This window comes from Micromonospora sp. WMMB235, from assembly GCF_001855515.1.
Lineage (GTDB): Bacteria > Actinomycetota > Actinomycetes > Mycobacteriales > Micromonosporaceae > Micromonospora > Micromonospora aurantiaca.
Genome location: NZ_MDRX01000001.1, coordinates 1,316,950 through 1,331,599 on the forward strand (window position 1 = coordinate 1,316,950; position 14,650 = coordinate 1,331,599).

Consider the following 14,650-nt stretch of genomic DNA (forward strand, 5'->3'; position numbering starts at 1 on the left):
CGTTCCTGGTCGGCACGTCGGGCTGGCACTACCGGGACTGGCGGGAGCGTACGCCCGGCGACTTCTGCGTGGCGGTGAAGATGAGCCGCCACCTCACGCACGTCAAGCGGCTGCGCGACCCGGCCGAGCCGGTGGCCCGCCCCGCCGAGGGGGCGGGACGGGCCGGTCCGGTGCCGGATCAGGGAATCATCTGACGCAGGTCACCCGGCATGGTGGCCTTCACGTCCTCCCACTCGCCCTGGGTGACGTGCCGCCGCAGCGTGTCCAGCACGACCTGCACCACCCGCTGCGCGCCGCCCTCGGCGTCGTACGGGAAGCCCTGGCGCACCTCGTACAGGAAGTCGTCGCGGTTCAGCTTGATCGGCACGTTCTCCGGCTGCCAGCCGTCGAAGTAGATCCCGCGCACCAGCACCGGCAACTGCTGGGCGAACTCGGTGCTCTCCTGCACCGGCAGCCGGTCCCGCAGCAGGTGCAGGACGGTACGCAGCGCGGCATAGGACTGGTTGCGCTGTTCCTTCGGCCAGCCGTACGCGGACTCGATCTCCTTGAGGATCACGTTCGTCTTGTCTAGCGAGGACTCGAACGCGGACAACAGCTGTTCGGCCATCGGGCTCACCCCCGTGCTTCGGTCTCCCAGCGTCGGTCGTCGGCGCGGCGCGGCGGGCCGCTGGGGCCCCGCCACAGCCGGGTCGGGCTGAACCGGCCGGGCCGTTCGCCCCGCCGTGCCGCCTCGGAGCTGCCGACCACGTGCAGTACGCCACCGCGGCGTCGGTCCGCCACCACCCGTACCGTCATGACCCACCTCCTCGTCGCGGCGCCCGAGCCGGCGCCCACAATCCATGCTGCGGCGGAGGCGGGTGAGCGGGCCTCACCCGTACCGGGTGAGCTGCTCAGGAATCCAGCAGGCCGGCGAGCGTGGTGGCGTTGCGCTGCGCGTAGTCCTGGTAGCAGTTGTTCATCAGCACGTGCGTCTGCTCGGCCTGGCCGGCCAGCTCGCGCAGCTTCGGCGCCCAGTCGCGCAGTTCCCGCTTGGAGTAGTCGTAGCCGAACTTCTCGTGGATGTCCTTGCTCGTCCACTTGTCGCTGTGCCCGTGGAACCGGACCACAGCGAGGTCCGCGGTGGCCGCCAGCACCGGGGGGATGGACGACTTGTGTCCCTGCGGCATGTCCACGCAGACGAACGGCAGCTCGTGCTCGCGCAGGAAACCGAGCGTCTCCTCGGCGTTGTCGCCGTCGAACCAGGAGGCGTGCCGGAACTCGAAGACCGGGCGCAGCGGCGCGCACCGCCGCGCCACCTCCAGCAGGTATTCCTTGTTGGCCCGCTTGATGGTGAACCAGGGCGGGAACTGGAACAGCAGCGCGCCCAGCTTGCCGGCCTCGACGAGCGGGTCGAGGGCGGACAGGAACCGGGTCCACACCTCCTCGTACGCCTGCGCGGGCAGGTCGTCCGGGTAGACGTTGCGCTTGTCCGTCTCCGGGCGCAGGTCCTTGTAGAGCGCGGAGACGCGGGTGGGGTGGCCGGTCAGCAGGCTGAACGCCTTGACGTTGAACGTGAACCCGGCCGGGGTGCGTTCGGCCCACAGCCGGGCGGTGCGCTCGGCCGGTGGGGAGTAGTAGGTGGCGTCCACCTCGACCAGCGGGAACTGCCGGGCGTAGTAGGACAGCCGCTTCTCCGGTGTGTCGGCGCTCGCCGGGTACCAGCCGGAGTCGAGCAGGGTCCGGTCGGTCCACGAGGCGGTGCCCACCTTGATCTCACCCATGGGGACAGTCCACCGCGTCGGAGGACCGACCGGCAACCGGAACGGCGTTCAGGCCGCCCGCCGCTCCCGGGTCTGCTTGCAGGCCACGCAGGAGGTGGCGGACGGGAAGATCTCCAGCCGTTCCACCGGGATGGGCGCGGTGCAGCCCTCGCAGAAGCCGTAGGTGCCCTCGTCCAGGCGGGTCAGCGCGTGCTCGAACTGGGCCCGCCGGTCCAGGATGGTGCGCAGCAGCGACTGCGCGGTGTCCCGCTCGGCGGTCTTGGTGCCGCTGTCGGCCTGGTCGTCGCCGGCGGTGTCGCCGACCTCCACCAGCCGGAGCACCTGGCTCTGCGCCACGGTCTGCTCGTACTCGGCGGTCAGCTCGTCGTACCGCGACCGCAGGGACTGCCGGATCTGGTCGACCTCCGCCTGGGAGCGGCCCGTGGCTGTCGTGTCGTGGACGAGCATCGCTGCCTGCCTTTCCTGCGCCCTCATACCGGACCGGGGCGGCCGGCGCCCCGGATCCGGTCCGACTGTGGATGCGCGGGCGACGAGATCACCCGTGCTCTGTGAACCGGGCGATTACCCCCGCCCTCGGCGGGTCAAACCGGCTGTTTCCTGAGTGTTTCCGGTGAGTCCGCAGCCGCTGGTCAGGCGGCCTCGACGAGCGCCGGACGGCGCGGGTCGTCGGCCCGGACCACCACGTCGGCGAAGGACGCCGGGTCGACCTCGCCGGCGTAGCGGGCGAACGCGGGCAGGGTCCACCGCAGCGCCGGGTCGGTGCGCCGCGCAAGCGCCGCCGGGGAGAGCACGAGGTGGACGGTGACGTCGAACGGCAGCGCGCCGCCGAGCAGCAGCGCGCCGCTGACCAGGACCACCCCGCCGGGCGGCAGATCCACGTACGCGGCGCGGCTGGCCCGGTCGGCGTCGGCGTCCCACAGCGACGGCAGCAGCCGGCCGGAGCCGTCCGGGCCGGCCGGGTCGAGCACCTCGCGGCGCAGTCCCGGTTCGTCGAGCCAGCCCTCGTAGTACGCGTCGGGGTTGGTGCGGCCGTGCTCCAGGCGCACCGAGGCGGGCCGGAGGAAGTCGTCGGCGCGGACGTGCAGCACCGGACGGCCGGCGGCGCGCAGCGGTTCGACCAGCGCTTCGGCGAGCGTGTCCGGCCCGGCGGCGGGCGGGCCGTCCACGGCGACCCGCAGCCGGCCGGGCGTCCCGGTGCGGGCGAGACGCTCGGCCAGTTCGGTGACGAGCCGGTCGGGGCTGATCGGGCGCACGCGCATCGGACCATCGTGCCGCGCGGCCGGGCGGGTCACCACATGATCGGTTCGGGCGGTCGGGGCTCCGTCCGGCGGCGATCGTCGGGTGGTGGTCCCGGGTGGTCAGCCGGTGCGGTCGATGGTGACGCGGGCGTCGTCGGCGAGCCGGTAGCCGACGCCGTAGACGGTGGTGACGAGCGGGACGTCCACACCGACCTTGCCGCGCAGCCGGCGTACGTGCACGTCGACGGTGCGGACGCCGGCGTGCTCGTACCCCCAGACCGCGTTGAGCAGTTGCAGCCGGGTGAACACCCGGCGCGGGTGGGCGACCAGGTGCAGCAGCAGGTCGAACTCCAGGCGGGTCAGCGGCAGCGGCTCGCCGTCGCGCAGCACGGACCGGGACGACGCGAGGATGTGCAGGGTCGGGATGGTCGGGGCGAGCGGGCGGGCCGGAGCGCGGCCGCCCGGGACGGTGTCGGGACGGCGCTCGGCCGGGACGGTGCCCGCGCTGACCACCGCGTCGCCGCGTTCGAGCATCTCGCGGGCGGCGTCGAGCAGCCGGCGGGCGGCCGGGGTGAGCGACTCCTCGCAGGCCAGGGGGATGTTGAGGGTGACGGTGAGCATGGGCGCGGCAGCGGTGTTGGCGGGACGACGCTGGCCGCCGGGGGGACGACCGGGGACCGCGGGTTGGGACGTATGCCATCCGGCGCGCGACGAGGCGGGGCTGACCGACATGGTCCTCCTTGGGCTGGTCCGGGTATCTCCCCACGGCCCGGGACGCCGCTTCATCGATGCTTCCCGGCGTCTCTGCGAGGGTCAAGGGGCGGCTGCGTTGCATGAATGTGACATTTGACGAACACATCGCAGCCGTGCGCTCGCTCTGCGTGCGAGGCCCGTTGATTACAGCAGAGCACCGATTCGAGATGGTACGGGGGGTCTCCCCAGGGGTTCACAGTGGCGGATCAGCCGCAGACGTGAACGCGGCGCACCCCGGGACCGGGTGCGCCGCGTGCCGGTCGGCCGAGGTCAGGCGTCGCGGTCCACGACGATCGCGGCGTCGTCGGCGAGGCGGTAGCCCACGCCGTACACGGTGGTCACCAGCGGCGTCTCCGGCCCGAACTTGGCCCGCAGCCGGCGCACGTGCACGTCGACGGTGCGCGCCACCGCGTGCTCGTAGCCCCAGACGTTCGCGAGAAGTTGCAGGCGGGTGAACACGCGGCGGGGATGTTCGGCGAGGAACAGCAGCAGGTCGTACTCGATGCGGGTCAGCGGGATCTCGGCGCCGCCGCGGCGGACGCGCCGGGTGCCGGTGAGGATGCGCACGCCGCCGGGGGCGGGCGAGGCGGGGGCGGGCGCGTCGCCGCGGCGCAGGTCGAGCACGGTACGGGCGACCGGGCGGCCGTCCGGTCCGGCCGGTCCTTCGCCGAAGGCGGCATGCCCTTCGCCGGTGGCGGCGAGTTCGTCGAGCAGGTCGACCAGGCGCGCGAGGCCCGGCGTCAGCGGCCCGGTACCCAGGTCGAGCGTGATGGTGAGCGTCGGTGCGGTACGCGGCCGGGGCGGCACGGCCCGGTCGGGGCGGCCCGATCGGGCCGGACGGGTGGTGAGGGCGACGACGGACATGGGAGCCTCCTGTGCGGGCGGTCGCCCCGCCCCGCCGGATGCGGCGGGACGGTCAGCGGAGCGCCCCGCCGGCGGTGACCGGGGGCGCGGCGGACGAGGGTCGGGTCGGCGGGGTGGGACCGAGGGTGGGCAGGCCGGCGATCTGCCAGGCGGCGAAGCCGCCGACGACGTCGGTGGCCCGGTGCAGGCCGATGTCCTGGAGCGCGGCGGCGGCCAGCGACGAGGTGTAGCCCTCCTGGCAGAGCACGATCACCGGGACGTCGTATCCGGACGCCTGCGGCAGCCGTGCCGCGCAGCGTGGGTCGAAGCGCCACTCCAGCACGTTGCGCTCGACCACGAGAGAGCCGGGTACGGTGCCCTGCGCGGCGCGCTGGGCGGCCGGGCGGATGTCCACCAGCAGCGCGCCGCCCCGGCATGCCAGGTGGGCCTGCTCCGGGTCGAGGCGGCGAAGGCGGGTCCGGGCGGCGGCGAGGATCTCGTCGATGCCCCGCGAGCCGGGCGGCGGGACCGGACAGCGCTCGGTGCGGGTGGGGGTCTGCGCCATCGTGGCGTCCTTCCGTTCGTCGGGGTTGCGGGTGCGGCTCACCAGGCCACGCCGGCTCGGGCCACCTCGGCGACCCGGAGCCGGCCGGCGACGAGGTGGTAGCGGGTCATCCGGGTCAGCGCCGGCCGGTACACGTGCACGCTGACGGCGGGCTCGTCGCCGCGGTTGGTGACCTGGTGCACGTGCCGGACGCCGAAGTGCCGGCCGGCTCCGGCGGCGAGCCGGTGCGGGCGCAGCCGTCCGCCGCTCACCGTCTCCTCGGTGAGCACGCCGGCCACGACCAGGAAGGCGCCTGCGGAGCCGCCGTGGTCGTGCAGGTCGGTGGCCTGTCCGGGCAGCCAGCTCAGCGCCCACACCTCGTGCGCGTCGTCGGCGTCCAGCCGGGCGTACCAGCGTTGCGGCGCATCGAACCGCAACGGCACCGGCCAGCCGTCCGGGTTCGCCCAGCGGGCGGCGACGGCGAGCAGGTCGGGCGGTGCGGTGCTGGTCATCGGCGGTGCGTCCTCACGGTGCGGAGCGGATGTACCCGCACAGCTTAGACGGTAAAGCCTATCGGTTTAGTAGGTAATACCGAATGCTGGGACGCCGGGCGCGGCTCAGCGGAGGACCGGCGGATCCACCTTGTAACCCGGCACGGACGGCCAGCGGACGGTGAGCACCGTGGACTCCCGCTCGGCGTACCAGGAGTGGTCCACGCCCCGGCCCCACACCACGTAGTCACCGGGCGCGCGCAGCACCACCGTGCGGTCCGGCAGCTCGATCCGGAACGCGCCGCTGATCAGCACCAGCAGGGCGGTACGCCGCTCACCGGTGGCCCATTGGGACCGGGTCTCCCCCGCCGGGTGCACGCCCCACTTCACCTCGACGTCGGTGCTGTGCCGCACGTCCCCGGCCGGCTTGAAGTGGCCCAGCAGCCAGCCCGCGTCGGTCGCGCCGTCCACCGCCGCGTTGCCCACGTACACCCGATCGTCCATGCGCGCGCCTCCCGTGCCCGGCTGCGCAAGCTACCAGGCGCGCCCGGCCGCGACGCCATAGCCTGGGCGGATGCCCGACGAACTCGACGACGAGACCATCGCCTTCGCCCACCGGATGTTCGACCTGGCCCGGGCCGGCGCCACCGAGGAGCTGGCGGCCAACGTGGACGCCGGGCTGCCGGTCAACCTCACCAACGCCAAGGGCGACACGCTGCTGATCCTCGCCGCGTATCACGCCCACCCGGACACGGTGGCCGCGCTGCTGGCCCGGGGCGCCGATCCGGCCCGGGTCAACGACAGGGGGCAGACCGCGCTCGCCGCGGCCGTGTTCCGGCGTCAGGAGGCGGCGGTCCGCGCGCTGCTCGACGCCGGCGCCGACCCGGACCACGGCGGCCCGTCGGCGGTCGAGACCGCGCGGTTCTTCGAGCTGCCCGACATGCTGGCGCTGCTCGGCCGCGCGTGAGCGGCGGACGGTATACAGGGACGGTGGAGGATCCCGTACCCGAGCAGATGCGCACGGCGGCCGCGGCGTTCCTGGCGGCACTGGACGAGCCGGCCCGCGACGCCGCCCGGCACGCCTTCGACGACGAGCCGGCCCGCCGGTGGCTGGAGTACCGGCCGCGGCCCCGGCCCGGCGTCACGCTCGCCGGCCTGGACGTCACCGCCCGCAAGGCCGCGCACCGGCTGCTCGCCACCGCGCTCAGCCCGGCGGCGTACGCGCAGGCCATGGCCGTGATGGCCCTGGAAGAGGTGCTGGACCGGGCCGAGGACTGGCGGCGCGGCCGGCACAGCGGTGACTACTGGGTGGCCGTCTTCGGCGACCCGGCCCGCGACGACGACTGGGCCTGGCGGTTCGAGGGACACCACCTGTCGGTGAGCATGACAGTCGCCGACGACCGGGTCTCCCCCGCGCCGGTGTTCCTCGGCGCCAACCCGGCCACCGTCCGGCATTCCGGGCGCCCGGTCTCCCGGCCCCTGGGCCCCGAGGAGGACCTGGCCCGCGAGCTGCTCGACGTGCTCGGCCCGGCCGGCCGGTCCGCCGCGATCATCGCCGAGGAGGCGCCGGCCGACATCATCAGCGCCACCCGCGCCACCGCACCGGGCCGGCTCGACCCGCCCGGCGTACCCCGAGGGCGGCTGCGGCCCACCGGCCGGGCGCTGCTCGACCGGCTGGTCGCGCTCTACCTGGACCGGCTGCCGCCGGAGCTGGCGGCCCGGGAGGCCGACCGGCTCGACGGCGGCGAGCTGCACTTCGCCTGGGCCGGCCCGGTCGAGCCGGGCCGGCGGCACTACTACCGGGTGCAGGGCGACGACCTGCTGATCGAGTACGACAACACCACCGACGACGGCAACCACGCGCACACCGTGCTGCGCCGCCCCGCCGGTGACTTCGGCGCCGACGTGCTGGCCGCGCACCACGCCGAGGCGCACCGGCCCGGTCCGCTCAGCCCCGGTGCGCCTCGATGAGGAAACGGCGGGCGTACGCGACGAACGGTCCCTCGGCGCGGATCCGCTCGTCCAGGCGGCGCAGCTCGTCGGTGTAACGGCCGGCTGTGAAGCCGGGCACCGTCCAGACCACCTTGCGCAGGAACCAGACCACCGCGCCGACGTCGTGGAAGACGGTACGCAGCGTCGCCTCGCGCAGGTCGACGACTGTGAGCCCGGCGGCCCGCGCGTCGGCGACCGCCACCTCCGGGTGCCGGTGCTCCGGTGGCGGCAGCGGCCCGAGGATCGCCTCGCTCAGCTCCCGCACCGTGCCGGGGCCGATCTGCTGGGACAGGTAGGTGCCGCCGGGGCGCAGCACCCGGGCCACCTCGTCCCACCAGGTGTGCACCGGATGACGGCTCACGACCAGGTCGAAGGCGGCATCCCGGAACGGCAGCGGCGGCCGGTCGGCCACCCGTACCACTGTCGCGCCGAGCGGACGCAGGTTGCGCCGGGCCACCGGCACGTTCGGCGGCCACGCCTCGGTGGCGACCAGCAGCGGCGGCGGCGCGGGCACCTCGGCCAGCACCTCTCCCCCGCCGGTGTCGACGTCCAGCGCCGCCCTCACGGCGGCCATCCGGTCGCCCACCAGGCGTGCGTACCCCCAGGGCGGGCGCTCCTCGGTGGCGCGGCCGCGCAGCCAGTCGAAGCCCCAGCCCTCCACCGGCGCGGCCTCGGCCTCGGCTACGAGTTCGGAGAACGTGCGGACCATGCCCGCGAGCCTGCCGCCCGGCGACGGCCGCGGCAACGGATTTCGGCCGGGTCAGAACGGGCGCGGGCGGGCGATCTCGACTGTGGACCCGGGGGGCACGTCGCCGAACGTCTCGAAGCCGGTCGGCTCGGTGGCCCGGTCGAACTGCTGCATCAGCCGCGCGCCCAGGGCCACGCCGACCGCGCCGACGGCGAGCGCGACGAGTTCGGCGGCGAGCAGGGCGCCGTTCGCGCCGCGCTGCGGGGCGTTCGCCCGGATCAGGCAGGACAGCAGGAACAGCCCCGCCATCACGGCGTTCACGAGATTGAACGTCAGGACGGTCCGGCTGGTGCGCCCGGCGCGGACGTCCCACAGGTCGACCAGGCCGGCGACGGTGGTGAGCCCGGCGGCGACGAGCGCGGCGACCGCGGTCCAGTAGCCCACCTCACCGAGGAACGCCGGACCGCCCGCCACGTCGGCCAGGTCGAAGACCGCGGCGCAGACGAACAGGCCGAACGGGAACGTGACAAGCATCGGTTGGATGGGATGCCCCTGCACCCGCAGTCGGCTCTGCATCGCTTCCTCCCCAGGTCGGCGCAGCTCACCAGTCCAGAGTGCTACCCGAGGCGCCGCGGGGTGAAACGACTGTCGCTCAGTTGTCCCGGGGCCGGGAGACGGTCAGCACGAGCCGCTCGGCCACCTCGCGCAGCGGGATGTCCAGCGAGGACGCGGCGCTGCGCAGCACCCGCAGCGCCTCCGGGGCGGGACAGCCGCGCTGCGTCATGATCACGCCGACGGCCTGCCCGACCACTCCCTCGGCCAGCAGCGAGTCGTCGATCTCACCGGCCCGGCTGGCGGCCCGCTCACGGTCGCGCGCGGCGGCCAGCAGCAGCCCGGCGTGCTCGGCGAGCAGCATCGCGGTGAGCTGGTGCCGGGGGGTGAGCGCGTCGGGCGACTCGGCGTACAGGTTGATCGCGCCGATGACCTGCTCGTCCACGTCGACCGGCGCGGAGATCACCCCGTGGACGCCGAGCACGCGGGCCCGCTCGCTCCAGGCCGGCCAGCGCGTCTCGTCGGACAGCCCACCCGCGATGATCATCTCCCGTCGGCGGATCGCCGTCAGGGCCGGTGTGTCCGGGCCGTGCCGCAGGTCGTCCAGCTCGGCCCGGTCCGGGTCGGAGGCGGCCACCCCGGCGGGCTCGCCGGCGCGCAGCGCGGTGAAGCCGCAGCAGTCCACGCCCGGCACGGCGTCGCGGGCGATCCGGACCAGGCGGTCGAGCGCCTCGTCGAACCCGGCCACGCCGATCAGACCGGCGGTCAGCTCGCGCAGCAGCGCGGCCGTCTCCAGCACACCGAGGTTGTCGATCATGGGTTGGCGCGTGTCGAGGTTCACCGGGCCGGGGCCTCCACCGTCCCCGCGTACGTCCACGCGGTCTCCCCGTCCGGCACCGTTGCCTGTCCCATGTCCGTCCCTCCTGTGGCCGGGCCCCGGCCTACTACCCTCGCAGACCGCGGGCGAAACCGCGCAAAAAGGCCCCTCCCGGTTACACCGGAAGGGGCCTTCGGCGCGGGTCAGCGCGACCCGGAGATGAGCCGCCGGCCCACCGAGGCGATCAGCCGGTCCAGCTCCGAGCCGAACGGGTTGTCGTGCACCAGGTACGTCCAGGTGGCGCTCGGGCGCACCAGCTTCGACGAGTCCGGCTCCCAGCCCTCGTCGAACTCGGTCTCCTCGAACGTGGCCACGGTCCGCGTCTCGATCTCGGGCACCAGCGCGTTGAACGCCGGCACCGCGCTGCGGTGGAACTCGTCGAGCGGGTCGAGCCGGCCCAGCGCCCGCAGGTGCACGCCCTCGCGTACCTCGGACAGCTCGGCCAGGTGGTCGGCCCAGAGCCGGTCCAGGTGATAGAGGGCGATCTTGCGGGCCACGTCGGCGAGCAGGTCCTCGTCCATCTCGCCGGCCTTCTCCGGCACCCGCTCCAGCAGCATCAGCGCGGCGATGTCGCTGGTCAGCAGCCGCTCCCGGCGCTCGGCGAGCGCCTTGCGCTGCTGCTCGATCACCTGGCTGTAGCGCCACGTGTTGCGGTGGATCTCGTGGTTGACGCCCTCGGCGACGCGCTGGGCGTGCTCGACCGCGTAGTCGACCTGCGGGTCGGTGACCAGGCCGTCGGCGTTCATCCGGGGCGAGGCCGGCACGGTGTCGCCGGCGTGCCGGACCACCAGGTCGTCCTCCAGGCTGACGAAGAACACCGACCCGCCCGGGTCGCCCTGCCGGCCGGCCCGGCCGCGGAGCTGGTCGTCGACCCGGCGGCTGTCGTGCCGGCCGCTGCCGATCACGTACAGGCCGCCCAGTTCCGCCACCCGGTCCCGGTCGGCCTGGTCGCTGCCGCCCAGCCGGATGTCCACGCCCCGGCCGGCCATCTGGGTGGAGACCGTCACCGCGCCGTACGCGCCGGCCTCCGCGATGATGCCGGCCTCCTCGTCGTCGTTCTTGGCGTTGAGGACCACGCAGGAGACGCCGGCGGCGTTGAGCGCGGCGGCCAGCCCTTCGGACTCCTTGACGTCGAGCGTGCCGACCAGCACCGGCCGCCCCGCCTGGTGGCAGCGCGTGATCTCGTCGACCAGCGCCTCCTCCTTCTCGGCGCGGGTGGCGTAGATCCGGTCCGGCTCGTCCTCGCGAACGCAGGGGGTGTTCGGCGGGATCACCGCGACCTCGAGGCCGAAGAACTCGCGGAGCTGGTCGCCGACGAGCACCGCGGTCGCGGTCATGCCGCAGACAGTCGGGTAGAGCGCGATGTACGCCTGCACGGTGATCGTGCCCAGCACCTCGCCCTCGGCGGTGGCGTCCAGGCCCTCCTTCGCCTCGACCGCGGCCTGGAGCCCGTCCGGCCAGCGGCGGCGCTGGGCGACCCGGCCGCGCATCTCGTCGATCAGCTCGACCGAGTCGTCCCGGACGATGTAGTCCACGTCGCGGTGCAACAGGGCGTGCGCGTGCAGCGCCACGTTCACCGCGGAGAGCTGCCCGACGTGCTCCTCGTCGTACAGGTCGATGCCGCCGAGCTTGGCCTCGACGGTGGCCAGGCCGACCGAGGTGAAGGCGACGCTGCGGCCGTCCTCGGCGACCGTGTAGTGCTTGCCCTTGCGCAGCCCGCGCACGAGCGCGGCCGCGGCGTGCACCGGGTCCTGCTCGCCGCCGACCGCGCCGGCCAGCACCATCGGCACCCGGGCCTCGTCGATCAGGATCGAGTCGGCCTCGTCCACGATCGCGGTCTTCAGCGGCGGCTGCACCCGGTCGGCCAGGTCGGTGACGAGCTGGTCACGCAGGAAGTCGAAGCCGGCCTCGCTGACCGACACGTAGGTGACGTCGCAGCCGTACGCGGCGCGCCGCTCCTCGGGCGTGGACGCCTCGTTGACCCAGCCGACGGTCAGCCCGAGCAGGTCGTAGACGGGCGTCATCCACTCGGCGTCGCGGCGGGCCAGGTAGTCGTTGACGGTGAGCACGTGCACCGGGCCGTTGCCCAGCCGCACGTGCCCGTACGCGGCGACAGTCGCGGTGAGCGTCTTGCCCTCACCGGTGGCCATCTCGGCGACCTTGCCGGACAGCAGCGCCATCGCGCCGAGCAGCTGCACGTCGTAGGGGCGCTGGTCGAGCCCGCGCCGGGCCGCCTCGCGGCCGATCGCGCAGATCTCCTCGTACCCTGTGGCCCGGCCGGCGGCCTCGGTCAGCTCGGCGTCGGAGAGCTGCTCCAGGTCCGCCTCGCGCGCCTCGATCGCCGGCAGCAGCTTCTCCAGCGGCGCCAGGTCGACAGTCGTCCCCGGGCGCTGGAGGAACCGGCGGAACCTGGTCTTCAACCGTTGCGACACACCCATGAGCGGCAACGGTACGCGAACCGGAGCCGATTGTGACCCCCGCCCGCCGCGCGCCGGGTTCCGCCCTTCGCGTCCGCTTCGGTCGATCATGAGGTTGGCGGCGTCCGGCGCCCGTTTTGTCGCCGCCAACCTCATGATCGACGCCCTGGAAAAGGGGGGCGGGTGGGGGTGGGGGTGGGGTCAGGGGGTGAGGACCACCTGGAGCTCGGTGCGGCGGCGGTCGGCCAGGTCGGTCAGCAGGGCGGGAGCCTCGTCCAGGGGGACCACTGCGGAGATCAGGTGCTTACGGATCACGTCCCCGTACTGGCGCAGCAGCTCCACCGTCTCCGCCGACAGCCGCTCCCGGTCCCAGGTGGGGGCCAGCCCGCGCGGCACCCGGCCGATCTGCGCGCAGCGCAGCGACAGCCCGTTGTGGTGGAACTCCTCACCGAGCCGGACCGCGTCCGCGCCGCCCTGGTAGAACGCCAGGTCGACCACGGTGCCCTGCGGGCGCAGCAGGCGCAGCGCGAGCTGCAACGCCCAGTCCTGGCCCCGGCACTGGAAGACCACGTCGGCGCCCCGGTCCCCGGCGGCGTGGTTCCACCGCGTCTTGAGCACCACCGCCGGGTCGTCCGCGTCCGGGTCGAGCGTGTCCAGGCCGAGCGCCTCGGCGACCTGCCGCCGGGCCGGCGTCGGGTCGACCACGACCACCGAGGCGGCGCCGTGCCTGCGGGCGAACAGGGCGGTCAGCAGCGCCACCACGCCGCCACCCACCACGGCCACCCGACGGCCGCGTACGCCGTCGCCCAGCGAGCGCACGTCGGCGCCGCACAGGTCGGCCGCGGCGTGCAGCAGCCCGTTGGCGCAGATCGGGCCCATGTGCGCGACGTACACGCCGAGCAGCGGATCAAGGTCGTCGGGCAGCGGCACGAACCGCTCGGCGAGCGGGTCGGCGACCCAGCCGCTGCGGTGGCCGTACGTCATGGCGCCGACCTCGCCCACCGCGACGGCCGGGGTCCGGCTCTCCACCACGCGCCCGACCTGCATGTAGCCGAGCCGGGTGACCGGGTACGGCGTGCTCGCCCCGCCGGGCCGGAACAGCCCGAGCGCGGCGTCCCAGGTGACGTGCAGGTAGGGGTTGGTGCCCTTGACGAAGCTCAGTTCGGTGCCGGCGGACACGCCGCTGTAGAGCGTCTCCACCCGGAACGTGCCCTCGCGCAGCTCCGGCGCGTCCAGTTCGGCCAGCTCGACCCGGCCGGGACCGCCGACCACCACCACCCGGTCACGCATCGACGCTCACCCCCGCGTCCGCGACCGGCGCGGACAGTCGGGACGCCGGCCCGGTCGGCAACGCCACCGGCCGTCCGGTACGCGCCGACTCGGCCACCGCCAGCGCGAGCCGGTGGGTGCGCAGCGCCTCCGCGTACGGCACCCGGACGTCGTCGCCGAGGCCGCAGACGGCGTCGACGAAGGCCCGGTCGACTGCTACCCGCGCGCCGTCCGGGTCGGCGGGAACGTGCCGCTCGCCGTCGGCGTCACGCACGGTCAGGCCGTCCTCGGCCAGCCACAGCGCCAGCCCGTCGGCGAGGATCTCCACGCCGGCCCGGTGCTTCCAGCCGAGCACGCAGGACGCGGCGAGCGTGCCGACCGCACCGGAGCCGAAGCGCAGCGTGGCGGCGGTCACCGAGTCGATGTCGGCGCCGTCGACCGGCGGCGGGCTGCCGTCGCCGTACGCGGTCACCTCGACCGCCTCGCCGGCCAGCAGCCGGACCAGGTCCAGCACGTGCGCGGCCTGCTCGACCACCGGGCCGCCGGAGCGGTCCCGCCGCGCCCACCACGCCACCGGCGGCACCTTGTCCAGCCAGGCGCCGTTGACCATCCGCACCGGACGGCCGGCGAGCAGCCGCCGCGCCTCCTCCACCACGTGCAGGTAACGCCAGTGGTGCCCGACGCCGGTGAGCAGGCCGCGCTGCTGCACCAGCGCCGCGATCCGCTCGGCGGTCTCCAGGTCCAGCGCCACCGGCTTCTCCACGAACATCGGCACCCCGGCGGCGACCACCGCCTCCTCGACCGGGCCGTGCGCGAACGGCGGCACGCAGACGTACACCGCGTCCGGCCCGGCCGCGAGCAGCTCGTCCACGTCGCGGAACACCCGGCCGCCGTACGTGCCGGCGAGCGCCCCCGCCGCGTCCGGCGCGACGTCCGTCACACCGAGCAGCTCCACGTCCTCGAAGCCCGTGAGCACCCGGGCGTGGCGTTGTGCCACCCCACCGGCTCCGACTAGTCCCACCCGGCAGGTACGCATCCGACCAACCCTCTCGCCACGACTGGAAGACTGCGGTCACCACTCCCCCCGGCGGCCGCGCGCGAAACGCCGCCGGGGGGCGCAACGCAACGTTCATCCGCCCGGAACCGCCCGGTACGCACCTGGTGATCAGGTTGTTAGGCAAGATCCGGTTAGCGCGGATGCGGGATTGGGAAAACCATGATTCGCG

19 protein-coding genes are annotated in these 14,650 nt (G+C 74.3%); 3 read left to right on the plus strand and 16 right to left on the minus strand.

Annotation, left to right across the window (positions count from 1 at the left end):
* The first annotated feature begins 5 nt into the window (after positions 1-5).
* Positions 6-194: a DUF72 domain-containing protein gene (locus BFV98_RS33035; protein ID WP_369830073.1), complete on the plus strand. Its 189-nt coding sequence runs from the start codon at positions 6-8 to the stop codon at positions 192-194.
* Here the strand turns inward: BFV98_RS33035 and BFV98_RS05760 are convergent.
* The 10 genes from BFV98_RS05760 to BFV98_RS05805 form a co-directional block, all read right to left on the minus strand.
* On the minus strand, positions 179-607 hold the full coding sequence (locus BFV98_RS05760) for a DUF2267 domain-containing protein (protein WP_013286052.1): 429 nt from the start codon (positions 605-607) through the stop codon (positions 179-181). The genes BFV98_RS33035 and BFV98_RS05760 overlap by 16 nt on opposite strands.
* Before the next feature lie 5 nt (positions 608-612).
* On the minus strand, positions 613-795 hold the full coding sequence (locus BFV98_RS05765; RefSeq protein ID WP_013476990.1) for a hypothetical protein: 183 nt from the start codon (positions 793-795) through the stop codon (positions 613-615).
* A 95-nt stretch (positions 796-890) separates the two neighbouring features.
* Positions 891-1,760, minus strand: coding sequence for a DUF72 domain-containing protein (locus BFV98_RS05770; RefSeq protein ID WP_071095245.1), 870 nt, complete (start codon positions 1,758-1,760; stop codon positions 891-893).
* Positions 1,761-1,808: 48 nt separating this feature from the next.
* Positions 1,809-2,207, minus strand: coding sequence for a TraR/DksA C4-type zinc finger protein (locus BFV98_RS05775; protein ID WP_013286049.1), 399 nt, complete (start codon positions 2,205-2,207; stop codon positions 1,809-1,811).
* Positions 2,208-2,389: 182 nt separating this feature from the next.
* Positions 2,390-3,019, minus strand: a complete 630-nt coding sequence (locus BFV98_RS05780; protein WP_013476993.1) for a uridine kinase — start codon at positions 3,017-3,019, stop codon at positions 2,390-2,392.
* Between the two features lie 99 nt (positions 3,020-3,118).
* On the minus strand, positions 3,119-3,730 hold the full coding sequence (locus BFV98_RS05785; RefSeq protein WP_013286047.1) for a winged helix-turn-helix domain-containing protein: 612 nt from the start codon (positions 3,728-3,730) through the stop codon (positions 3,119-3,121).
* Positions 3,731-4,021: 291 nt separating this feature from the next.
* A complete protein-coding gene (locus tag BFV98_RS05790) occupies positions 4,022-4,615 on the minus strand; it encodes a winged helix-turn-helix domain-containing protein (RefSeq protein WP_013286046.1) in 594 nt (197 codons plus the stop codon).
* A gap of 52 nt (positions 4,616-4,667) precedes the next feature.
* Positions 4,668-5,159: a rhodanese-like domain-containing protein gene (locus BFV98_RS05795; RefSeq protein WP_013476995.1), complete on the minus strand. Its 492-nt coding sequence runs from the start codon at positions 5,157-5,159 to the stop codon at positions 4,668-4,670.
* Between the two features lie 38 nt (positions 5,160-5,197).
* Positions 5,198-5,650, minus strand: a complete 453-nt coding sequence (locus tag BFV98_RS05800; RefSeq protein WP_071095247.1) for a cysteine dioxygenase family protein — start codon at positions 5,648-5,650, stop codon at positions 5,198-5,200.
* A 105-nt stretch (positions 5,651-5,755) separates the two neighbouring features.
* Complete coding sequence (locus BFV98_RS05805; protein WP_071095249.1) at positions 5,756-6,133, minus strand: signal peptidase I; 378 nt, start codon at positions 6,131-6,133, stop codon at positions 5,756-5,758.
* 70 nt (positions 6,134-6,203) lie between these two features.
* Between BFV98_RS05805 and BFV98_RS05810 the strand changes: the two genes are divergently transcribed.
* Positions 6,204-6,596 (plus strand): ankyrin repeat domain-containing protein, encoded by a 393-nt coding sequence (locus BFV98_RS05810; protein WP_013476997.1) that lies wholly within the window; start codon positions 6,204-6,206, stop codon positions 6,594-6,596.
* A gap of 23 nt (positions 6,597-6,619) precedes the next feature.
* Complete coding sequence (locus BFV98_RS05815; RefSeq protein ID WP_049800121.1) at positions 6,620-7,600, plus strand: DUF3500 domain-containing protein; 981 nt, start codon at positions 6,620-6,622, stop codon at positions 7,598-7,600.
* Here BFV98_RS05815 and BFV98_RS05820 read toward each other — a convergent pair.
* The 6 genes from BFV98_RS05820 to BFV98_RS05845 all read right to left on the minus strand — a co-directional run bounded on the left by BFV98_RS05820 (position 7,578) and on the right by BFV98_RS05845 (position 14,460).
* Positions 7,578-8,330, minus strand: coding sequence for a class I SAM-dependent methyltransferase (locus tag BFV98_RS05820; protein WP_071095251.1), 753 nt, complete (start codon positions 8,328-8,330; stop codon positions 7,578-7,580). The genes BFV98_RS05815 and BFV98_RS05820 overlap by 23 nt on opposite strands.
* Positions 8,331-8,381: 51 nt before the next feature.
* Positions 8,382-8,885, minus strand: a complete 504-nt coding sequence (locus BFV98_RS05825; RefSeq protein ID WP_013286039.1) for a DUF2231 domain-containing protein — start codon at positions 8,883-8,885, stop codon at positions 8,382-8,384.
* A gap of 76 nt (positions 8,886-8,961) precedes the next feature.
* Positions 8,962-9,678, minus strand: a complete 717-nt coding sequence (locus BFV98_RS05830; protein WP_221488905.1) for a GAF and ANTAR domain-containing protein — start codon at positions 9,676-9,678, stop codon at positions 8,962-8,964.
* A gap of 203 nt (positions 9,679-9,881) precedes the next feature.
* Entirely contained in the window at positions 9,882-12,176 is a 2,295-nt protein-coding gene (gene secA2 / locus BFV98_RS05835) for an accessory Sec system translocase SecA2 (RefSeq protein WP_013286037.1), read from the minus strand.
* A 180-nt stretch (positions 12,177-12,356) separates the two neighbouring features.
* Positions 12,357-13,445 (minus strand): zinc-binding alcohol dehydrogenase, encoded by a 1,089-nt coding sequence (locus BFV98_RS05840; protein ID WP_071095252.1) that lies wholly within the window; start codon positions 13,443-13,445, stop codon positions 12,357-12,359.
* Positions 13,438-14,460 carry a Gfo/Idh/MocA family protein gene (locus BFV98_RS05845; protein ID WP_071095254.1) on the minus strand — a complete coding sequence of 341 codons (1,023 nt, stop codon included), beginning with the start codon at positions 14,458-14,460 and terminating at the stop codon, positions 13,438-13,440. Before BFV98_RS05845 ends, BFV98_RS05840 begins: the two co-directional genes overlap by 8 nt.
* Between the last annotated feature and the right edge of the window lie 190 nt (positions 14,461-14,650).